Origin of the sequence: Agrobacterium sp. a22-2 (genome assembly GCF_012276985.1) — a bacterium.
In the GTDB taxonomy this organism is placed as follows: Bacteria; Pseudomonadota; Alphaproteobacteria; order Rhizobiales; family Rhizobiaceae; genus Allorhizobium.
The window spans coordinates 450,767-472,196 of the sequence record NZ_JAAXMM010000001.1; the positions used below are offsets into that span (position 1 = coordinate 450,767).

Sequence of the window (21,430 nt, forward strand, 5' to 3'; positions counted from 1 at the left end):
ATGCTCCGTTGCCACAAAATCTTCGCAGATGTGGCAGCGATTATGGCGCTTGTTGCAAATTTTTTCCGATTATTTTCGTGAACTAATATAGCATGACCAGGCAGGAATATTTTTCCCTTTTATGCCTGATTTTAAAGAGAATCTTCCCAAGTCCATTCACTTTGTATCAAAGGCCTCCCATCACAAATATTTCACTATGAAACATTCCGTGATGGCCTTCGGCACGTTTTTGCCACTTTTCGCCCGGTTTAAGCCCCTTCACGCAAAATCCATCCCGGATATGCGAATAGGGGAAACGAAACTTGGCGATCATCACGCGCTCTATTATCACCTTGGCAGCTATATCCACCTTCACCGTAATGGCTCCTCTGCAAGCATTTGCCGCTTCTTCCTGTGGCGGCGCATCGTGGTACGCCCTCTACTCGAAGACTGCTTCCGGAGAGCGTATGAATCCGTCGCTGATGACCGCGGCCCACAAGTCGCTGCGCTTCGGCACCAAGGTGAAGGTCACCAATCGCAACAACGGCAAAAGCGTCATCGTTCGCATCAACGATCGCGGGCCCTTCATCCGCGGCCGGGTTCTCGACCTGTCGAAGGCCGCCGCACAGAACATCGGCATGGTCCGTTCCGGCCACGCCAAGGTCTGCTACGAAATCATCGGCTGATCGCCACACGATCTTCCCCAGCCGCCTGAGGCGGCGGGACGCTTGCTCTTGAGGACTTTCGCGGCTACCACGCACACCTGAAACCTCAAGGAGTTTAACACATGCGTTTGGGCGGACGTCTGGCCGGTGCCATCGAAGTTCTGACCGATATCGAGACACGGCGGCGGCCGGTGGCCGATGCGCTGAAGGACTGGGGCCTGGCCCACCGTTTCGCCGGCTCCGGCGACCGTGCTGCCATCGGCAATATCGTCTACGACGCCCTGCGCATGAGACTGTCCCACGCCTATCTGATGAATGACGACAGTCCCGCAGCCCTTGGGTATGCCGTCATGTTCCGCCAGTGGGACCAGGCGCCCGAAACACTGGCCGCCGAGTTGGAGGGCGATCATTTCGCCCCCGCCCCGCTGTCGGAAGAACAGCTCTCCGCCTTTCAGACCCGCAGCCTCGACGAGGCGCCGCTTCACGTTCAAGGTGACATCCCGGATTGGGTGCAGCCATCCTTCGAGGAAGCCTTCGGCGAGAGTTGGCTTGAGGAAGCCAAGGCGCTTAGCGCAAGACCAAGCCTCGACCTTCGCGTCAACACGCTGAAGGCGACCCGCGAGAAGACGCTGAAGGCGCTCGACCGCTCCGGCGTTCAGCCCGCCCGGATTGCGCCGAACGGCATCCGCATTCCTGCCGGCGAAGGACCGTCCCGGCTGCCGAATGTGACGGCTGAACTGTCCTTCCAGAAGGGCTGGTTCGAAGTGCAGGACGAAGGCTCGCAGATCGTGGCCGCGCTTGTCGATCCGAAGGACGGCGACCAGGTGCTGGATTTCTGCGCCGGCGGCGGCGGTAAGACGCTGGCGCTGGCGGCTGCCATGCACAACAAGGGTCAGGTGCATGCCTATGATTCCGATCGCAAGCGGCTCGCCCCGATCATCGAGCGACTGAAGCGCGCCGGTACGCATAATGTCCAGGTGCACGACAATGCCAAGGCGCTGGTGCCCATGCTCGGCAAGATCGACAAGGTGCTGGTCGACGCACCCTGCACCGGCACGGGCACCTGGCGACGCCGGCCGGACACGAAATGGCGGCTGACCCAGCGCAATCTCGACGAGCGCATTTCGCAGCAGCAGGCCGTGCTTGCCGATGCCTCCGCCTATGTGCGGCCGGGCGGCGAGTTACTCTATGTCACCTGCTCCGTCCTGCCGGAAGAAAACGACCGTCAGGTCGATGCCTTCTGCAAGGCCCATCCGGATTTCGAGATCGTCACGGCGCTGGATACCTGGGACAGGCTGTTCGGCGCCAGCGGCCCGCGGCCACTGTCGAGGAACGGCAGGACCCTGACGCTCAGTCCCGCCAGCACCGATACGGACGGCTTCTTCTTCTGCCGAATGCGCCGCAAGGCTTGAGGGCTCCGGAAATCCACAAACGCCGCGTTTTGACGGAAGGCAATTTTCGTCAAAACGCCTCATACTGGATTGTTTGACACCAGTTTATTTTTGCTCCATGACAGGCCTGTTCGTTTCAAGGAATGGCGCCGCGGCGTCAGAGGAGAGGCAATGTCCCGGAAAACCATTATCCGCGCCGCTGTGGCGCTTCTGGTTGCGTCTGCAGCCTTCACGACTGCTCCCGCTCATGCAGCCACCGATGCTGCCGCCGTGGTCAAGCATTACGCGGCGCTCGCGCAGGCAAAATATGAGGATTCTCTGGCAACCGCCAAGGATCTCGACAAGGCCGTCGACGCGCTGATCGCAACGCCCAGCGACGAGACGCTGAAGGCCGCCAAGGCCGCCTGGATCAAGGCGCGCGTTCCCTACCAGCAGTCGGAGGTTTACCGCTTCGGCAATGCCATCGTTGACGACTGGGAAGGCAAGGTCAATGCCTGGCCGCTCGACGAAGGTCTGATCGACTATGTCGACCCGGCCTATGGCACCGAAAGCGACAGCAATGCGCTTTATGTTGCAAACGTCATCGCCAACCCCAAGCTGAAGCTGGCTGGCAAGGAAATCGACGCCACCAAGATCACCCCGGAACTTTTGGGCGAGACGCTGCATGAAGCCGGCGAAGTCGAGTCCAACGTCGCGACCGGCTACCACGCCATCGAATTCCTGCTGTGGGGCCAGGACCTGAACGGCACCGGCAAGGGCGCCGGCGCGCGTCCCTATACGGATTTCGACACCAAGAATTGCACCAATGGCAATTGCGACCGCCGCGCCGACTATCTGAAGGCGGCCTCGTCGCTGTTGGTCGCCAATCTCGAGGAAATGGTTGCCGCCTGGCAGCCCTCAGGCGAAGCCACCAAGACAGTGGAAGCCGACCCGAAGGCCGGCATTGCGGCAATCCTGACCGGCATGGGATCGCTCTCCTACGGCGAACTGGCCGGCGAGCGCATGAAGCTCGGTGTGCTGCTGCATGATCCGGAAGAGGAGCATGATTGCTTCTCCGACAATACCCATGCCTCGCATTTCAACGATGCGGTCGGCATCGTCTCGGCCTATACGGGCGAATATACCCGTGTCGACGGCACCAAGCTGACCGGCCCCTCGCTGTCCGAACTGGTGGCGGCAAAAGACGCGGCGCTGGATACGGAAATGAAGGCTAAGCTCGGCAAAACGATCGACGCCATGTCGGCCATGGTCAAGCGCGCCGAAACGGTCGAGGCCTATGACCAGATGATCGGCGAAGGCAATGCCGAGGGCAATGCCACGGTGCAGGCCGCGATCGACGGCCTGATCGACCAGACCAAGACCATCGAGCGCGTCATTGCGTCGCTGGATCTCGGCGCGATCGAGCTTGAAGGTTCCGACAGCCTGGATAATCCTAACGCTGTCTTCCAATAATAAAAGGCGGGCCGTCGGATATCTCCGGCGGCCCGAATTCTCATGAATACCCTGTTCCTTCGTCCTGTGCGGCTGGCGCTTCTGCCGGTCCTGTTGTCCCTGATGCCCCTCTTCGCCGTCACCGCCGGCGACACGGGAGGTGAGCGAGCGGATCTGACGCCGAAGGACAGGAAGCGGGTGGATATGGTCACCCGTCCGGCCAGCGATTTTTCCAAGCCGGAACTTTTCGAGGTGATGCAGGGCGGAGCCGCAACCTCGACAAACCCGGTCAATGGCGACGCCTTTTCACATTTCTCGGCGAACCTCACCTTTCAGGAAGAAGAGAGCTTCAAGCTCGGCAATGCGCTGTTTCGCAAGTTCTGGGTGTCTTCCCCTTCCTCCACACAAGCCTCTGACGGACTTGGGCCCCTGTTCAACGCACGGGCCTGCCAGAGCTGTCACCTGAAAGATGGGCGAGGCCATCCGCCGGAAGGTGGCACCGACTCGACCTCGATGTTCCTGCGGCTGGCGCGGCCGGCGCGCACCGACGCGGAGCGCCAGGCACTGGCCGATCTGAAGGTCGTCAACTTTCCCGATCCGGTCTATGGCGCGCAATTGCAGGATCTGGCGGTGCCCGGCATGGCTGCCGAAGGGCGGATGGAGATCACCTATACGGAGGAGCCGGTCGTGCTGGCCGGCGGCGAAACCGTCAGCCTGCGCAAGCCGCGATATGCGGTCAGCGATCCGCAATATGGCCCGCTCGATCCCGAGACGGTGCTCTCGCCGCGCATTGCCAACCCTATGCCGGGCCTCGGTCTGGTCGAGGCGATCCATGACAACGATATTCTCGCCAATGCCGACCCGCTGGATGAGGATGGAGACGGCATTTCCGGCAAGGTCGCCAAGGCACGCGATCACCGCACCGGCGAGTTGAAGATCGGCCGTTTCGGCTGGAAGGCGCAGAATGCCTCGGTGCGCGACCAGAGTTCCAGCGCTTTTGCCGGCGATATCGGCATTTCCACGCCTGATGCACCACGACACTGGGGCGACTGTACTCCCGCCCAGGCCAAATGCCTCGAGATGCCGACCGGCGTGCAAAAGCGTCTCGGCGAGACGGAGGCCCCCGACCCAGTCATGGACCTGGTCACCTTCTATTCGGAAAATCTCGCTCTGCCGCAGCGCCGCGACACTGGCGATGCCGCGGTCCTCTCCGGCAAGCAACATTTCTACGAGATCGGCTGCATCTCCTGTCACCGGCCGAAATATGTGACGCGGCGGGATGCGGCGAACAAGGCGCACGCCTTCCAACTGATCTGGCCCTATTCCGACTTTCTCCTGCATGATATGGGAGACGGGTTGGCGGACGGGCAGCAGGTCGGCCTGGCGGATGGGCGCGAATGGCGCACCGCGCCGCTCTGGGGGATCGGCCTGACCGAAACCGTCAACGGCCACACGTTCTTCCTGCATGACGGACGGGCGCGCACTCTGACCGAAGCCATTCTCTGGCACGGTGGGGAAGCGCAAAAGGCCCGCGACGCCTTTGCTGCCCTGCCCTCTGCCGACCGGCAGTCGCTGATCACATTCCTGGAGTCCCTTTGATGCGGATCTTGCCTTTTCTCACCTGTTTTCTCGGCCTAGCCTTCAGCGCGGCAGCGCAGGATGCGACCCTGTCGCCGCCAGCGCTTCACCTGGACGCAGTGCCGGCCGTGCTGGAAAAGGCCGTGGATGGCTTTATTCGCCCCGGCTATCAGCGCTTCCACCGATCGACGACAGTCCTGAAGACGACGATGAGCGCCTTGTGCGCCACTCCCTCACCAGAAGCGACCGAGGCCGCCGAGGCTGCGTTCCGGGATACTGTTGCGGCGTGGTCTAATATCGAAGTGCTGCGTGTCGGCCCTGTCATCGAGGGCAACCGGTTCGAGCGCATCCTGTTTTATCCCGATCGCAAGAGCACCGGCCTTAAGCAGGTCCAAGCCGCCATTGCCACCAAGGACGAGAGCGCCACGACGGTTGACGGCCTGAAGGACAAGAGCGTCGCCATGCAGGGCCTTGGGGCTCTGGAATTCGTGCTCTACGGCAGTGGAGCCGACACGCTTGGCCAGGAGGAGAACAGTTATCGCTGCCGCTATGGTGCCGCCATTGCCGGCAACCTCGAACGCCTGGCTGAAGAATTGAACGAGGAATGGGACCGGACCGGCGGCATCCAGGAGGCGTGGAAGCATCCCGGCCCCGACAATCCGGAATTCCGGGACGGTCGCGAGGCGATTACCGCCCTGCTCGGCATTCTGGTGCACGGCGCCGAAGCGGTGCGCGACCAGCGCATCGAGACCTTCTACAAGGGCGAGGAAAAGAACACCTTTCCACGCCAGGCGATCTACTGGCGATCCGGCCTGACCTTCGTTTCGGTCGCCGACAATCTGGAGGGGGTACGCGCCCTGATGCACCAGTCCGACATGGTGTCGCTCTTAAATGACGACGTGCGCTCGGTGGTTTCCTCGATCGATTTCGTAGCGAAATCCCTGATCCGCGTGGCCCGCAACGTTTCACCCGATGTCGAATTGGCCGTCACGGACACCAAGGAGCGCTCCAAGCTCGATTTCCTGCTGCTGAACGGCAAGGACCTGATCGTGCGCCTCAACGACGGCTATGGCGGCGCCATCGGCCTTGGCGCGGGCTTTTCCTTCTCCGACGGAGACTGATGCCATGCCACGCAGCGCGCTGATCGACCGGCGTGATTTCCTGAAAGCCGCCGGCGTCGGATTTCTGGCCAGCCTGACGCCGCGATCCGGGGCTGCCCTTGAGCGGACCGACGCCGTCTATGCCTCGGGTCTGCGCGAACCCGACGGATACTATGGGGTGGGGCTGATCAACGAACGTGGCGAAATCCTCGCCCAAATCGACCTTCCCGACCGCGCCCATGGCCTGAGCTTTGACGCCGCCAGCGGTCGGGCGGTGGCCTTTGCCCGCCGGCCCGGAACCTTTGCCGTGGTCTTCGACCCAAAGGGCCGGTCCGAGCCGGTGATCATCGCGACGCCGGCCGGCCGGCATTTCTACGGGCATGGCCATTTCTCGCCGGATGGCCGCCTGCTCTATGCCAGCGAAAACGATTTCGACGGCAATCGCGGCATGATCGGTCTCTACGATGCACAGGCCGGGTTCCAGCGCATCGGCGAATTCGACGCCCATGGTGTCGGCACCCACGACATGTCGGTGAGCGATGACGGGCAGACCCTGATCATCGCCAATGGCGGCATCGAAACCCATCCTGATTTCGGCCGCACCAAACTCAATCTCGACCGGATGGAACCCTCGCTGGTACTGCTGGATGCCCGGAACGGCGCGCTCATCGAGCGGCATGGGCTGCCGGCCGAACTGCGACGACTGTCGACACGCCACATCGACACCGCCGCCGATGGCCGGATCTGGTTTGCCTGCCAGTATGAAGGGCCGCGCAACGACCTGCCGCCACTGGTCGGACATTTCGCCAAGGGCGAAGACCTGACCTTCGTGCCGCTGCCCGACGACATCACCACGGGCCTTGCCAATTATGTCGGGGCTATTGCCGTCAACCGGCAGGACGGCTTGGTTGGTATCACCTCGCCGAAGGGTGGGCTTGCGGTGACGCTTGACGGGCGAACCGGCGCCGTACTGGGCCAAGAGGCGGTGGTCGATGCGGCCGGGATCGCTCCGGCGCAGGACGGCTTCGCGGTATCCTCCTATGGCGGTCGCTTTCTTCAGACCCGTAGCGATGTCGCCTTTGACCAGCACATCGTTCTGCTGGCAAAAGCATAAAACGCCTTGGCTTTCTGCAAAACGGCCCTACCTTGCCCCAATGCGCAATGTCATGGTCTACACCGTCTTCGTCGTGCTCGTTACCGGCATGGGCCTGCTCTCGGGCCTCACCAACATTCCAGGCGATTGGTATCAATCCCTGCAAAAGCCATGGTTTAACCCGCCAGCCTGGGTTTTCGGGCCGGCCTGGACCGTGCTCTATGTGCTGATCGGCCTTGCAGGTGCGCGGATCTGGCTAAAGGCGCCGTCCTCCATCGCCATGCAGATCTGGTTTGCACAATGGGCGCTCAACCTGCTCTGGTCGCCGTTCTTCTTCGGGCTGGAAAGTCCGGCGCTTGGCCTGGCGGTCATCCTGCCGATGCTGGCAATGATCCTCGTCTTCATCGTCAAGGCCCGGCGGATCGACCAGATGGCGGCGCTGCTGTTCGTGCCCTATGCCGGCTGGGTCGCCTTCGCGACCATGCTGAACACGGCAATCTTCATGCTCAATTGAATTATCCGCGCCGCCTGCTTGCCGAAGCTTGAGCGGCATGCCAATTTCCCGCTGACAGAGGGAAGCAGGCATGAACGAGAGCAGTTACGGGGATTTTCACGAGCGGATTCGACAGAGTTTTGCGCGCCAGGGCGCCATGCAGACGATCGGGGCTGAACTCACAAGAGTGAGCCAGAGCGTCGTGGAAATCGAGCTGGCCTTCGACATGAAACTCACACAGCAGCATGGCATCCTGCATGCGGGCGTGATTTCCGCGGCCCTCGATACCGCCTGCAGCTATGCCGCCTACACGGTGATCGAACCCGAGGCATCGCTGTTGACGATCGAGTTCAAGGTCAACCTCATGTCGCCGGGCCGCGGCGAGCGATTTCTGTTTCGCGGCGAAATCACCAAGCCGGGATCCACCATCATCGTTGCCGATGGGCGCGGCTATGCGATCAGCGATGGGCCGGCAAAGCTCATTGCTTCCATGACGAGCACGATGATGGTCATACGCGGACGAGAAGGCATTAGCGGATGAAATTCGAACTGAAATCGGTCTCGGGGAAATCCATCCTGTTCATCATGGCGGTGGATGCCGAATACGGCACCTTCCTGCGCTCGCGCATCGCGCCGCTGATCACCGGCGTCGGCCCGATCGAGGCGGCGGTAACGGTGACGCGGACGCTGTCCCAGCTCGAGACGGAAGACGAGCTGCCGGATCTGGTCGTGTCGCTCGGCTCGGCCGGTTCCAGTCGGCTGGAGCAGACCGAAGTCTACCAGGTCTCCTCGGTTTCCTATCGGGACATGGATGCCTCTCCGCTCGGCTTCGAGAAGGGCCGCACGCCGTTTCTCGATCTGCCGGCAGCGATTGAACTGCCGCTGCGCATTCCCGGCATTCCCGATGCGAGCCTTTCGACCGGCGCCAACATCATCTCGGGCAAGGCCTATGAGGCCATCGATGCCGATATGGTAGACATGGAGACCTTTGCGGTGCTGCGCGCCTGTCAGATGCACCGCCTGCCGCTGATCGGCCTCAGGGGCATTTCCGACGGCCGGAGCGAGCTCAACCATATCGACGACTGGAAGGAATATCTGCACGTCGTCGACCGCAAGTTGTCCTTTGCCGTCGACAATCTCTTCACCGCCCTTGAAGACGGCGTTTTCTGGTTCTGATCTTCTTAACGGTCCGGCTGAAATTATTGCACCGGTACAATTCTGAGATTGCCAGAACGGGCACTTTTCATTAAAGGCTCGTCATGACCCAGACAGCTCTTCCAGACAGTGTTCTCATCATCGATTTCGGCAGCCAGGTGACGCAGCTGATCGCCCGGCGCGTTCGCGAATCCGGCGTTTATTGCGAGATCGTCCCCTTCCAGTCCGCCGAAGAGGGGTATCATCGGCTGAAGCCGAAGGCGATTATCCTGTCCGGGAGCCCGGCCTCGACGCTCGAAGACGGCAGCCCGCGCGCACCGCAGATCATTTTCGACAGCGGCGTGCCGGTGTTCGGCATCTGCTACGGCCAGCAGACCATCTGCGCGCAGCTGGGCGGCAAGGTCGAGGGCGGCCATCACCGCGAATTCGGCCGGGCCTTCCTGGAAATCGAGGAAGAATGCGCGCTGTTTGAAGGGCTGTGGTCCGTCGGTTCGCGCCACCAGGTCTGGATGTCCCATGGCGACCGCGTCACCGCCATCCCGCCAGGCTTCAAGGTGCTCGCCACCTCGTCCAACGCGCCCTTCGCCTTTATCGCCGACGAATCCCGCAAATATTACGCCGTGCAGTTCCATCCGGAAGTGGTGCACACGCCGGACGGCGCCAAGCTGATCGCCAATTTTGTCCACAATGTCGCCGGCATCAAGGGCGACTGGACGATGTCGGCCTATCGCGCCAAGGCCGTCCAGGCGATCCGTGACCAGGTCGGCGACAAGCGCGTCATCTGCGCATTGTCGGGCGGCGTGGATAGTTCCGTGGCGGCGCTGCTGATCCATGAAGCGGTCGGCGACCAACTGACCTGCATCCTTGTCGACCACGGCCTGATGCGCAAGAACGAGGCGGCCGATGTGGTCGCCATGTTCCAACAGCACTACAATCTGCACCTGATCCATGTCGATGCGATCGATCGCTTCGTCGGCGAGCTGGAAGGCGTGTCCGACCCGGAAACCAAGCGCAAGATCATCGGCCGCCTGTTCATCGAAACCTTCGAGGACGAGGCCAAGAAGCTTGGCGGCGCCGATTTTCTCGGCCAGGGCACGCTCTATCCCGACGTCATCGAAAGCGTCTCGTTTACCGGCGGCCCTTCGGTCACCATCAAGTCGCACCACAATGTCGGCGGGTTGCCGGAACGCATGAACATGCAGCTCGTCGAGCCGCTGCGCGAACTGTTCAAGGACGAGGTCCGCGTTCTCGGCAAGGAACTGGGTCTTCCCGACAGCTTCATCGGCCGCCATCCCTTCCCGGGTCCGGGCCTCGCCATCCGCTGCCCGGGCGGCGTGACCCGCGAAAAGCTCGACATCCTGCGCGAAGCCGATGCCATCTATCTCGACGAAATCCGCAAGGCCGGGCTTTACGATGCCATCTGGCAGGCCTTTGCCGTGCTGCTGCCGGTGCAGACCGTCGGCGTGATGGGCGATGGCCGCACCTATGAATTCGTCTGCGCGCTACGCGCCGTCACCTCGGTCGACGGCATGACGGCGGATTTCTACCATTACGACATGGAATTCCTCGGCCGCGCCGCGACCCGCATCATCAACGAAGTCCGCGGCATCAACCGCGTTGTGTATGACGTGACGAGCAAGCCGCCGGGCACAATCGAGTGGGAATGATTCAGGCCTATCCAAACGCCACCGAATTTACGCTGCGATACGACATAACGCACTGAAAACAATAAATTCCTCCTATGCCTATCGACATCTATCGGTGGGCATAGATGGCATTTGGCGGCCTCGCTGACGGGCCTCGCCCCCATTGATCAACGGGAAAAACGAAAGTACCGTCAAGAGTAATGAGGCTTGTGACGGTACTTTTTTCGATATAAGACGCTGAAGTATAAGCGTTTTCTACGCCATCGGCCTCCAAAAACCGCGTGACGGTACTTTTCCGCGAGGAGACCCGAAATATTGACCGACGCAGCACTTAAGTGCTTGAAACAAAAAGCCAAAATGTACAAGGTATCTGATCGTGACGGCATGTATGTGCGCGTCGCGCCGTCGGGTGCCATCTCGTTCAGGCTCGACTATCGGCTGAACGGCAGGCGGGAGACTGTCTATCTCGGCAGATATGCTCGTGACGGAATATCGCTCGCCAGGGCTCGCGAGTTATGCATCGATGCGCGCCGGGCAATCGCCGAGGGGCGGTCCCCCGCCATCGAGAAGCAGCGGGAGAAGCGCCGGAACAAGGAAGCAAAGAGCTTCGGCCAGTTCGGCGAGAAATGGCTGACCAACGCAACGATGGCCGACAGCACGCGCGCGATGCGTCGTTCCATCTTCGAACGCGAACTCATGCCCGTCTGGCGGAACCGATGATAGAGCCATACGGCATGGGCAATGATCTCAGCGGGAAAACGGTGGTGTCTGAAGTGGGCGAGAGGGGCTCTCGGTCATGAAAACCCGATATCAAGTCAATTCGAACAGGCGGTTAAGGCGACGCCACCGCAGCGGGATGTTTTGCAGCCAGACGGCTTGCGGCGAGGGCGTAGCCGCCGCTCGCGCCGTCGATGAAATGAATATGGTGGCGGGAAAGCGGTGTCGGTACAAAGCAGGTCACAAGCGCACTGTCTTGCCGGTGCAGACCGTAACGACAGACCCCCTTGGCTTCCGCATCCAAAAGCAGAGCCTCGATCCGCAGACGGTGCGATTGATCGACATCGACGGTCATCTTCAGGCCGTCGTCGAATTTACGAAAGTCGGAATTGGCCGCGACGTCGCGTGTATAGCGGCGCGCATTGAACCGTCCGATTGTTACATTGAATGCATGCAGGACAATGGTGAGGCCCAGTTGTGTAATGATCGATAGCAATTTTGCTGCCCGTTCCCTGCGCGGCACGGTTACGACTTCGGCTTGAATGCTTTCACGCGAAAAAGCGAAACCGGGGCCTTCCTCCGGCATGGGATGACCGTCCCGGCTCTGTTCTGCCGTTACCGCGACTATGGCAGCGACGAGTTCCTGGAACTGAACCATGGTGGACGAGGATGTCGGCTTGGCAATGATGGAAAAGATTTCGCCATTGTGAGCGGCAATGGGGTTCCAGCGACAGGAGAGGCCGGTGAGGTCGGGCGGACCAACCCCGTCCTCTGCGACGTCGTAAAGCCCGGCCTTCATCTGCTGCTCTGCCCAACTGGCTCCGCCACCGTTGAACATCGCATACGATACCGACTCGCTTGCGGCAAAACGCGCGATGCCGACGTCGAAACCGGCCGAGCGTATGTCGGCCATCGGCACCAGGGCAACCCGCATGGCCAATTTCATTTCCTCCCGGATCCACAGACGGATCGAAGCCAGGACCTCGGCTGCTCTGTCTGCGTATCGGCCGGGCACAGCCACCATCGCTCCGTCGCCGCCGAAGATGAAGGGAAGGTCGTGCGCGCCGAACGCATTAAGGAGCGCCGAAATGATGCTGGCTCCGGCCATGTTGACCGCCTTGTAGCGTCCCTCAGCAATCGCCTGGGTGGAGCCGACGATGTCGGCGACCGCAAGAACCCATCCTTCCGGCAATGGCATATAATTGGATGCGTCCGCCACGCCCTCGAAGCGGGTCAGCACCGGCAATGACTGATAGAAGCTGTCGTCGGAATTTTCCTGCATGGCGAGAAGCCTAGCATAGTCCGGCGGCGGGCGCATCATGTCGACCTGTGGCGCCGTGCGCCGACCTTGCCGTCCAGATCGCTATCGCATCAGCTTGTTCAGCATCGGCGACGAGGGTTTCCCGGCAGCCGCATCGCGATGCAGCAGGATCAACCTTTCCGCTTCCGACAATGCGTGCCGGCGCAGATCCTCGACCACTTCTTCGACGCGCTGCTCCGGGCCAAGCGGACGAGGGCTCAGTATCGTCACCTTTTGGCGTACGCCGCGGAGTTTCTCCTGGCCGAGCGTCGTCCAGTCGCCGCCAGAATAATTGACGAATGCCTGGCTTGCGATGACTTCTGAATCAAATTTCTTGCTGAGCAGTTGAAGGCGTGCAACCTCGTTGACCGCAGAGCCGAAGGCCGAGAAGGTCAGTCGCTCCTCCAGCCCGACATTGCCGAACATCACGTTGCCGACATGCAGACCGATCCCGTAGTGGATCCACGACTGCTTGTTCTTCTGGCGCCGCTGGTTGAGTTCCTCGACCCGGGTCTGCGCCTGTCTGACCGCGGACATCGCTGCGCGGCAGGCCTCCTGCGAGGGCTCCCGATGACGGTCGCACGGATAGACGGCAATGAAGCCATCGCCGAGAAAACTGAGAATCTGGCCCCCATGGCGGTTGAACGGCGTGGCGATCGCCTCGAAGAAGTCGTTCAGCGTGTCGATATAGACCTGTCGCCCTTCCTTCTCGGCAAGCATGGTGGAATGGCGCATGTCGCCCATGACAAGTGCAGCCCGAATGGTCTCGCCGTCGCCGCGGCGGATCTGTCCGTTGAGGACGCGTTTTCCTGCGTCCCCTCCAAGATAGGTGGTCAGCATGTTGTTGGAGAGCTTATCGAGCACTGCCATCTTGGCAGCAACGGCCAGATGGTTCTGGATATGGAGCAGGGCTTCGATCATCGGATCGGTAAAGCCGTCCTTGGCGCGCGTGGACCAGGAACCCATCATGCCCTGCACCGACTTGTCGCCGAATGGCTGCAGGAATGCCAGGTAATCGGTCATGCCTTCCTTGCGCAGGTCCTCGAAAACGGGGAATTCCGCGTCCCCGTCAAGCAGAATATGCCGGCGTAAATGACTAAGATTGTTGCTCAGGAGCGCGTAATAGGGACTAAGCAGAAATGTCTCAGGGCTACCGGCATCATGCCGGTAGCCCTGGATGGTCAGGCCGCTTTGCGGACGCCAGGTGAAACCAAGCGCATCGTAAAGCGGGTGGAGCATTGCAAACGACAGATGGACCCGGGCAATCGGCACACCGGCAGCCGAAATGCGCTCACAGGCCCCACGGACGAGATCTTCGAGGCACATGCTGGAAAGCGCTGCCTGTGTCAGCCAACTCGACACGCGATCTACGAGAGTGGCAGAAACCGTTCCGATACCAGCGTTTGTAGTCCGAAGCCCTACAGCAGCGCCGATCTCCGTGGTAGTTTCTGTCATTTTTTCCTGTGTCTGCTCGCGCGACGCAGGGGAGGCACGCAACAGCATGGATCCCGGAGTGGGCAAGGGATTTTGAGGATCCATCGGCCGGGTCGCCTTTCTTGGTACTAACGATTGAACAGCCTTCCCGCACTCGTTTGGCGGTTTCTTTCAACTAGATTGGTGCGATAGCCGCAATCTACAATGGCGGGGACGCATTTTATGATTGTAGCGTCGTAACAGTTTCGTCATCCGGCCGAGGCGGCGAGCAGTTCCTATGGGTCGGCGAAATCGCCTTTCAAACGGTCAGGTGGGGCCCGTGCATCCCTGTTTTGCGGCCTCTTTGGGATGGCGACGACGATCAGTTCCGGTGTTATGAGAGGCGCGGAGATGAGCTGGAGTCATAGAGACGCATTTCTCGGCGGGGCGAGCGGCTGGATATCGCCATTCGGTTATCGGCACCTGCCGCGTTGCAGTTCGGGGGGCAGTCGTCGGCTGACACGCCCCGCTCCCAGTACCACGCCACATACTTTAGCTTCGGGTCGTGATTTCGGGCCTTCAAGACGCCCTTGATGGTGCGTACATCCTTCTTTTCGCAGGCGACCCAGATGAAGGTTTCCGCATCGAGAGCGGCAATTGAGGTGATAGCCTCTTCGGCGAGCATCCCACTTGAGCCGATTGGGTAGTTCGTACGATGAAGCCTGTGCGCGTAAACTATCTCATCGCCCTCTGGTACGTCGTCGGCGCGGCTGCTTCTTTCTTCATGCTTGTCGTATGTCGTATGCACCGTCTGCGAGAAAATTCCTGCCGTTTTGGGCTGGGGGGTAACAATGAGAGTGATCGTCCTTCAGGACCAGATCATGGCAGCGTGGAACAGACGCAAGATCTCCAATTTTGTGGGTCTGGTGAACGAGAGTATTGGCACGCAGTTTCATGATGATCCGGCAGAAACAAGGTTCTCCGAGGCTCTACCGATAGTTCTTCTGTTGGCCGCAGGGTCCGGCACTCTCGAAGCAGCATCAGACAATCTCACGGCTATCCGGGATAACGCCCTTCGCCTCAGGCCGACGACTCGTGTACTGAAACCTGAAACCTGACCATTGCCCGGCGAGCCCTGCCTTCAGTGGCTTTTTCACGGAAGATATTACACCAAGCCAGTCATGGACGGCCTAAGACGGCCACTATCGCAAATCCCACGTTTTCACCCTGACCTGATCAATAAGACCACAGGGACCGACAATATCTGGAACCTTTGGCACACCGCGCGGATCGGGCGTCCGGCTGCCATGATGGAACTCATGAACAAGGCCGTATGGTAGCGGTGCTACCCCGCTGCTCGCAAGCACTGGCAAGCTCTATCGGCAGTTGGTGTGGCCGCATTTTCCTCATCAAGGGTTTATTGGACAGGCCGCTCCGACAGTATCCGGCAGGAAATTGACGACAGCACAAATCTTGGCCGGGGTCAGCGGTGCCTCGAATGAATAGTTTGCATCGAAAGGGGAGTGAACACCGAAAATGGCCCGTGCGTATTGATCAACGACGACCGATCCACTCGATCCACCACCTGTCGAAACGCCGCTGACCAACATACCATCATAACAGGACGTTATCGCGCCACCCGCGTAGGCTTGAATTTTTAGATTTTGTATCGCGGGATTGTAGTGCGGTCGGAAAAAGTTACGGGAATCGTTATTGCAGGTTATGCCGTAAGGCATCAGTCCGTAGGCGCTGTAGCTTGGATCAGGTAAGGCCCTCTTCGAGATTGATAACCGCGATGTCGTGGGCAGTCTGCCGATCTGCGATGTATCGGGAGAAAGCAAGGACTTCGGTTCCGCGTATCTCGCCGAATCTCGGATTCGTGCCGTTGTTGTAACCCGGATATACGCGGACATTCTTGAAGAAATTGCCGTTGCTATAAACGCAATGTGCGGCTGTAACAATTGCCTTCGCGCCCACGGTTGGATCAATCGAGACGAGTGCTCCTGAGCATTGCCCGCCATCCGAGATGATCTTAACCAATTGTGGGATTATCCAGTTCATCGGAATGGCTTGGATCAAGTCGACTTTCGGCAACGATCCGCCGCAAGGTGGGACGGTGTCGCGAGACTCGTCCAAAGCGACTGTACTTGTTCCCCTTCCAGTCAGGAGATTGGTTACAAAGGCTTTTGGTGGCGCAAGCGATCCGCCGCAGACTATTTGCTTGATGGTAATTTCGGCGGGTTCTGGCGACGTCTCTTGGCCCAACTCAGTACACGGCAGGAGGAATAGAAAATAGAGTGCTATTCTGAAATTGCTCATGCTCACCCACCCAGCTTGAGTTTTATTCTTCGTCACAAACTTAACTACGTTCGACGCAACTGGCTATTCAAATATCTCGGCCGCTTCCTCAACTAACCGCCGACAAATTGCGATCGGGCCTCCCGCTGAGATGGCCCGGCAGCACTTTCCTGTGTCGCTTCAGCGGCCGACCGAGACACCATTAGTGAACGCTCAGAGAGCGTATCAAAGTTCATTGTTACGATGACAGGCCGTCCGATCCGTTCGCCGGATAAGCGCAAGATGACGTGGTGATGCCAGTATCCGACGCCGGGGGAACTTGCAGTTCGGCTGCCGCGGCAACCCAGTCGCGATCTCCCCCCCTAGAACGCAAAAACCGCCCCTAGATGGGAGCGGTAATTGATTTATGTCTGAAGTGGTTGCGGGGGCTCGCTTCAACGAATGGCATAAAAGGGCTGTTCTGCGGCCCTCCAGCTTCCGCATTGGCAAGGCCGAGAATACCAAACAGCTCGCCGCGTAGCTCCGCATGAACCTCGCCGCGCTTGGTGCCGGGGGTCAGCACGATCTCGCCGATCAGCGAGCGCAGCGCCTCAGCTGCCTGCCTGCCGCCATCTGGATCGGCAAGCGCCTCCGTCAGACGTTCCACCCGCAGCCGGTAAAGGTTGGCGACGTTGGGGTGGATATCCGGGATGTCGTCCGGGGACTGTGACAGGCGGGCGGTGATGTCGGCCTTCTGCCGTTCGAGATCGTCCATACGCGCCTTCATCGACGGCTGGTACATGCCGTCCTCAATGGCGGAGATAATCCCGGCGATTGCCTTTTCGACCTTCGCAAGGTTCTTCCGGTCGATTGCCGCCTGGGCGCGCCGATCATGGTTCAGCCGGTTCATTTCCTCGGCATAGGCTTTTACAACCTCGGCCACCGCTTGCGAGGATACCAGTCTGTCCTTGATACCGGAGAGAACCCGCGCCTCGATCTTCTCGCGGGTGATGGACCGACCATTGTCGCAGATGCCGCGCCTGTGGTGGTTGAGGCAGGCATAGCGCCCCGGCGTGATGATGCCGAACTTGCCGCCGCAGCATCCGAAGGTGAGAAGGCCGGGCAGGAGGGAAACAAGCCTGACCGTCAGATGCAGCCGCTTCATCCGCCCTTCGAGCGTATTAGCCGGGTTCGGGCGGAAGATCGCCGATATCTGGTTCTGGTGGTTCCGGACTGCTTGCCAGAGGTCATCTTCGATCATTCTCAGATGTGGCACTTCCGTCTTGACCCACTGGCTTTCCGGGTTGGGGCGGGAGACGCGCTTGCCGGTGGATGGATCCTTGATGAAGCGCTGACGGTTCCAGACGAGAACGCCGGTATAAAGCTCGTTGTTGAGGATGCCGGTGCCGCGCGTGATATGGCCGCGAATGCTGGTGTCTCCCCATGCCCGTCCAAGCGGACCTGGAATGCCTTCACTGTTGAGATCCGTCGCAATCGCCTTCGGGCTTTTGCCACTGGCGAACTCCCGGAAGATGCGGCGGATGATGTCGGCTTCCTCGGCAATGATCTCACGGTCGCCCCGGACCGGTTCGCCGTTACCGTCGAACTGTTTGAGGACACGGTATCCGTAGCAAAGCCCGCCGCCCGCCTTGCCCTTCTCCACCCTGCCCCGCAGGCCGCGATGGGTCTTCATCGCGAGGTCTTTGAGGAACAGCGCGTTCATCGTGCCTTTCAGGCCAACATGCAGTTCGGAGATTTCCCCCTCGGCCAGGGTGACTATGGTGACAGCGAGACTATTCCGCCTCGGGGTCATCTCTACCCGCACGGGTGTTGCCATTGTCGTTGGCCGCCACCCGTGCCATCTGTCGTCCGATCAGCCGGGCAATGTCGAGAACGACTCGTTCAAGGTTCTCCTCACCCGCGGCACGTTTCTTCGACACTGCCGTCCGCGTTGTTTGCAGGGCGTGCATTGTCGTTTGCTGCCCCCTGCCCCTTGTCGTCTCCGTGCATGTTCGACCTGCCTTTCCCGGATGGAAAGACCATGTAAGAACCAGAGACAGGACAAGGAAAAGCAGGAATTCACCACCTATCGAAGGGTGTCGCAGAGCGTCGAAGGACCAGCGGAAATCTTCGACTGCTACGTCTTCGCCCTCGATGAACCTGCCAGACCGAGAAAGACAAGAACCGCCTGATTGAACCGAGCGATACCCTCGTCGTCCAGCCGACCGACCCTTATTCCCACCTTGGATTTGGGAACAGTCGTGATCTTGTCCACCATCAGCCGGCACGGCGAATGCAGGCCATTGCGCTCGTTGGGCTCCACAGGCAGACGAAACAGCGGCGCGTCTGTCTCATCCGTGGTGAAGGCGCAGATGGTGATGAAGTCCGCAGCGTCGAATGCCTTGTCCTGCACAACGACAACGGGGCGTGGCTTGCCCGCGTAGTCCTTGCCGCTTCGCTTGTAGACTGCCGAACAGGCTACAGCAAATTCTGCAATCCTCCGATCATGGTCATTCGCGGTGTGTCGCGCCACATGACGCACAGAAGAAAAAAGGCCATCTGCGACTGGGAGTGGCGTGGGAACAGATGGCCAAACCATTTAAAGACGACTGCTAGAGATAATTGTGTTCCAACACCAACCCGCCGGCGGTTGCTGCTTCGAAGGCGCGCTTATCAGGCCACTCCTTATCAAAAACTATAGACGAAATCTGAACTGGAATGCCGACGGCAACTGAAAAGGGCGGAATATCAGCCAGCGCAACACTCCCCGCGCCTATGCGCGCCCACTCGCCTACTCTAATATTTCCAAGGATGTTGGCTCCCGCTCCGATGAACGCTCCGCGGCCCACCTTGGGATGTCTATCCCCCCGCTGCTTGCCTGTTCCACCAAGGGTGACGCCATGGAACATAGTGACGTCATCCCCAATCACCGCGGTTTCTCCAACCACAATACCCGTGGCATGATCGAGAAGGATTCCTTTGCCGAATACTGCGCCCGGATGAATATCGACCCCAACGGTGACCGACATTCTCTGCTGCAACGCCAAGGCAATAGGATATCGGCCATCAAGCCAGAGTTGATGCGCGACGCGATGAAAGGAAAGAGCAGCAAACCCCTTCAGAAATAAAAACGGTGTCAGTCGATCCCTCGTTGCAGGGTCGCTCGCGCATATCGCCTCTAGATCTGCACGAGCAGCTATTCCGATCTCCTCGTGATCTGCGAGAACGGTGGATATCAGATCGCGCAATGATACTCTTTGAAGGCTGTCACCCGCGAAAATACATGAAAGTCTGATCGAAAGAGCTGAGGTGAAGCTATCCGCGCTCAGAACGGTATGATGCAACACTTGGGCGAGCGCGGGTTCGGTTTCGGTCCATGCTGTCGCCGTACGCTGTAGATCGGCCCAGCATGGATCATTGCCGGGCTGTGCAGCCTGCGTAACCCTTCCTCGAAAAATCGCACCGCCAGGTGATAGATTCACGGACATAGTGTTGACCTTCGCAAATGTTCACTCCCCCGAGACAGTCGGAGCTGCAGGATCAAGGTTATCTCGCTTCTTGAAGCCCGCTGGGTTAAGAACCAGAAACCCGGAGCATAGGATCAAGGCGATCCCGGTGACTGTGAGCTTGTCCGGCAAATCTCCAAAGAACGCATAACTCCAGAACGCTGCAAATATGAGATAAGAGTAGTCAAACGTGGCTATCACGGCCGGCGGACCGACCTGATATGCTTTCGCCAGTCCAACTCCGATTCCAACGATAAGAAAAGCCAAGATGGTCACCACAGCCCATTCCCGTGACGCCATGGGGACCCAGTTACCGATTAGGAAGGGATAGATGGATTGGGACTCTGGCGATAAGTTCAAGGCTGCGAGTCCGATAGTCGCGACCGTGCCAACCATCAGCAGTGTATAGTTCAACCCCAAAGCGAGAACGATTGGCCTTTCATCGGCGCATTTCGTCCGTGTGATGACCGCAGCTATCGCATAGAAGACCGCGGCGGCAACAGGTATGAGCGCTGCCAGCGAGAAGGCGTCGCTTCCTGGACGAATAATGAAGAGTACACCGATGAAGCCAAGAACGATGGCAACCCAGCGGCCTCTGCCAACCGGCTCACCGATTAGAATTGCCGAAAACAGAGTAATGAATAACGGCCCTGTATATAGCGAAGCCGCAATGGTCGACAAACTGAGAACAGGTACGCCCGCATAGATCGCGATGTACATCATGACAAGCAACAAACTGCGCAACATTGTCCAACCCAATGAGATGGGACGAAAATTACGAAATGATCCGAAGAATGCGACTGCGCCGATTGCGGGAACTGCAATCAGCGAGCGCACAACGAACACTTGCCAAAGCGGCATATGGGAACTGACATACTTTACAATCGTGTCCGCAAAAGCCATTGCAAAGACGGTAACAACGATTACCGCGACGCCGAGCACAGGCTGTTCTGACTGACCTCGGCGTGGGGGGGATTTGCCAATATCAGCCAACGTAGCCCACCTTCTTTTCGATGATGAAGAAGCAGGCTTCGTGGGTATGGGTGCCTCTTCGATAGGTGCCGTGATCTGGCTCCTGCCACTTGCGTGTCTCGGAATGGACAACTGCGACGCTCAAAGGCAGGATCGACTTTAGATCGTCCTCGGTCATGAACGTGAACAGCGTGTCGCGATAGTAATATTTGTTTGCACCAACCTTTTCGCCTTGCCCGAAAGCCACGTCCCCGGGTGTGAAGGCGTTAAAGGCCGCTCGTCCGCCGGCTCGCAGCAGATCGGCGATCTTGTAGAGAGCCTGGGACGGAGATTCAAAATGAGGGATGCTGTTGAAGCAAACAATGGCGTCGAACTGTTCAGGGATGAACCCGATCGACAGAAAATCACCTGCGACAAGACATGGTTTGCGCTCCCCCAACGCTTGGCACCTTTTTGCAAAAGTGGACAATGCCGCAGGCGAGAGGTCTGCAGAGACGACATTTAAGCCCCTTTCGAGAAAGGGTTCGGAATTGCGCCCATCGCCGGAAGCGACGTCAAGAACATTGGAGGCCCCGCTGACGAGAACCTCGTCGATATGCTCCATGAGGAAACCGTCGGGCACTCCTCCCCACGCCCTCTCGTCACGATGTTCAAGGTAGTAAGTTTCCCATCCGGCATGAGAATACCGCAGCGCTTCTGACATGATACACCTAT

General features: G+C 59.4%; 22 protein-coding genes and 2 pseudogenes. 12 read left to right on the forward strand and 12 right to left on the reverse strand.

Annotated elements, in window-relative coordinates:
* Positions 1-166: 166 nt before the first annotated feature.
* Positions 167-355: a hypothetical protein gene (locus HFC70_RS02190; RefSeq protein WP_168471146.1), complete on the reverse strand. Its 189-nt coding sequence runs from the start codon at positions 353-355 to the stop codon at positions 167-169.
* Here HFC70_RS02190 and HFC70_RS02195 point away from each other — a divergent pair.
* From HFC70_RS02195 to HFC70_RS02245, 11 genes and pseudogenes are all read left to right on the forward strand, one after another.
* Entirely contained in the window at positions 303-665 is a 363-nt protein-coding gene (locus HFC70_RS02195) for a septal ring lytic transglycosylase RlpA family protein (RefSeq protein WP_168471554.1), read from the forward strand. The genes HFC70_RS02190 and HFC70_RS02195 overlap by 53 nt on opposite strands.
* 101 nt (positions 666-766) lie before the next feature.
* Complete coding sequence (locus HFC70_RS02200) at positions 767-2,056, forward strand: RsmB/NOP family class I SAM-dependent RNA methyltransferase (protein ID WP_168471555.1); 1,290 nt, start codon at positions 767-769, stop codon at positions 2,054-2,056.
* Between the two features lie 150 nt (positions 2,057-2,206).
* Positions 2,207-3,487: an imelysin family protein gene (locus HFC70_RS02205; RefSeq protein WP_168471556.1), complete on the forward strand. Its 1,281-nt coding sequence runs from the start codon at positions 2,207-2,209 to the stop codon at positions 3,485-3,487.
* Positions 3,488-3,589: 102 nt separating this feature from the next.
* Positions 3,590-5,065, forward strand: coding sequence for a di-heme oxidoredictase family protein (locus HFC70_RS02210; protein WP_246735637.1), 1,476 nt, complete (start codon positions 3,590-3,592; stop codon positions 5,063-5,065).
* Complete coding sequence (locus HFC70_RS02215) at positions 5,065-6,165, forward strand: imelysin family protein (protein WP_168471558.1); 1,101 nt, start codon at positions 5,065-5,067, stop codon at positions 6,163-6,165. Before HFC70_RS02210 ends, HFC70_RS02215 begins: the two co-directional genes overlap by 1 nt.
* 4 nt (positions 6,166-6,169) lie before the next feature.
* Positions 6,170-7,258, forward strand: a complete 1,089-nt coding sequence (locus tag HFC70_RS02220) for a DUF1513 domain-containing protein (RefSeq protein WP_168471559.1) — start codon at positions 6,170-6,172, stop codon at positions 7,256-7,258.
* Positions 7,259-7,298: 40 nt separating this feature from the next.
* A complete protein-coding gene (locus tag HFC70_RS02225) occupies positions 7,299-7,751 on the forward strand; it encodes a TspO/MBR family protein (protein ID WP_168471560.1) in 453 nt (150 codons plus the stop codon).
* Positions 7,752-7,821: 70 nt separating this feature from the next.
* Positions 7,822-8,271 (forward strand): PaaI family thioesterase, encoded by a 450-nt coding sequence (locus HFC70_RS02230; RefSeq protein WP_168471561.1) that lies wholly within the window; start codon positions 7,822-7,824, stop codon positions 8,269-8,271.
* On the forward strand, positions 8,268-8,906 hold the full coding sequence (locus tag HFC70_RS02235; protein ID WP_168471562.1) for a 5'-methylthioadenosine/S-adenosylhomocysteine nucleosidase: 639 nt from the start codon (positions 8,268-8,270) through the stop codon (positions 8,904-8,906). Before HFC70_RS02230 ends, HFC70_RS02235 begins: the two co-directional genes overlap by 4 nt.
* An 83-nt stretch (positions 8,907-8,989) precedes the next feature.
* Positions 8,990-10,552 (forward strand): glutamine-hydrolyzing GMP synthase, encoded by a 1,563-nt coding sequence (gene guaA / locus HFC70_RS02240; protein ID WP_168471563.1) that lies wholly within the window; start codon positions 8,990-8,992, stop codon positions 10,550-10,552.
* Positions 10,553-10,843: 291 nt separating this feature from the next.
* Positions 10,844-11,248, forward strand: a pseudogene (locus HFC70_RS02245) (Arm DNA-binding domain-containing protein); the annotation flags it as partial.
* Here HFC70_RS02245 and HFC70_RS26885 read toward each other — a convergent pair.
* The 4 genes and pseudogenes from HFC70_RS26885 to HFC70_RS02260 all read right to left on the reverse strand — a co-directional run.
* Positions 11,242-11,322 (reverse strand): annotated as a pseudogene (locus HFC70_RS26885) (IS6 family transposase); the annotation flags it as partial. The pseudogenes HFC70_RS02245 and HFC70_RS26885 overlap by 7 nt on opposite strands.
* A gap of 41 nt (positions 11,323-11,363) precedes the next feature.
* A complete protein-coding gene (locus HFC70_RS02250) occupies positions 11,364-12,530 on the reverse strand; it encodes a DUF3095 domain-containing protein (protein WP_168471564.1) in 1,167 nt (388 codons plus the stop codon).
* An 81-nt stretch (positions 12,531-12,611) separates the two neighbouring features.
* The gene (locus HFC70_RS02255) at positions 12,612-14,003 is read right to left on the reverse strand and encodes an adenylate/guanylate cyclase domain-containing protein (protein ID WP_168471565.1); all 1,392 of its coding nucleotides are present in this window, start codon (positions 14,001-14,003) and stop codon (positions 12,612-12,614) included.
* Between the two features lie 352 nt (positions 14,004-14,355).
* Positions 14,356-14,769, reverse strand: a complete 414-nt coding sequence (locus HFC70_RS02260; protein ID WP_368669502.1) for an SIP domain-containing protein — start codon at positions 14,767-14,769, stop codon at positions 14,356-14,358.
* Between the two features lie 43 nt (positions 14,770-14,812).
* Here HFC70_RS02260 and HFC70_RS02265 point away from each other — a divergent pair, with 43 nt between their 5' ends.
* A complete protein-coding gene (locus HFC70_RS02265; protein WP_168471566.1) occupies positions 14,813-15,079 on the forward strand; it encodes a hypothetical protein in 267 nt (88 codons plus the stop codon).
* A gap of 643 nt (positions 15,080-15,722) precedes the next feature.
* Here the strand turns inward: HFC70_RS02265 and HFC70_RS02270 are convergent.
* The 7 genes from HFC70_RS02270 to HFC70_RS02300 form a co-directional block, all read right to left on the reverse strand.
* Positions 15,723-16,280, reverse strand: a complete 558-nt coding sequence (locus HFC70_RS02270; RefSeq protein ID WP_168471567.1) for a serine protease — start codon at positions 16,278-16,280, stop codon at positions 15,723-15,725.
* Positions 16,281-16,641: 361 nt separating this feature from the next.
* On the reverse strand, positions 16,642-18,051 hold the full coding sequence (locus HFC70_RS02275; protein ID WP_246735614.1) for a recombinase family protein: 1,410 nt from the start codon (positions 18,049-18,051) through the stop codon (positions 16,642-16,644).
* Positions 18,032-18,178: a hypothetical protein gene (locus HFC70_RS02280; RefSeq protein ID WP_210259128.1), complete on the reverse strand. Its 147-nt coding sequence runs from the start codon at positions 18,176-18,178 to the stop codon at positions 18,032-18,034. Before HFC70_RS02280 ends, HFC70_RS02275 begins: the two co-directional genes overlap by 20 nt.
* A gap of 197 nt (positions 18,179-18,375) precedes the next feature.
* Entirely contained in the window at positions 18,376-18,735 is a 360-nt protein-coding gene (locus HFC70_RS26890) for a type II toxin-antitoxin system PemK/MazF family toxin (RefSeq protein ID WP_368669510.1), read from the reverse strand.
* Positions 18,736-18,850: 115 nt separating this feature from the next.
* Positions 18,851-19,726: a serine O-acetyltransferase gene (gene cysE, locus HFC70_RS02290; RefSeq protein WP_168471570.1), complete on the reverse strand. Its 876-nt coding sequence runs from the start codon at positions 19,724-19,726 to the stop codon at positions 18,851-18,853.
* Positions 19,727-19,747: 21 nt separating this feature from the next.
* Positions 19,748-20,737 (reverse strand): DMT family transporter, encoded by a 990-nt coding sequence (locus tag HFC70_RS02295; protein WP_210259104.1) that lies wholly within the window; start codon positions 20,735-20,737, stop codon positions 19,748-19,750.
* Positions 20,730-21,419 carry a bifunctional 2-polyprenyl-6-hydroxyphenol methylase/3-demethylubiquinol 3-O-methyltransferase UbiG gene (locus tag HFC70_RS02300; RefSeq protein ID WP_168471571.1) on the reverse strand — a complete coding sequence of 230 codons (690 nt, stop codon included), beginning with the start codon at positions 21,417-21,419 and terminating at the stop codon, positions 20,730-20,732. Before HFC70_RS02300 ends, HFC70_RS02295 begins: the two co-directional genes overlap by 8 nt.
* Between the last annotated feature and the right edge of the window lie 11 nt (positions 21,420-21,430).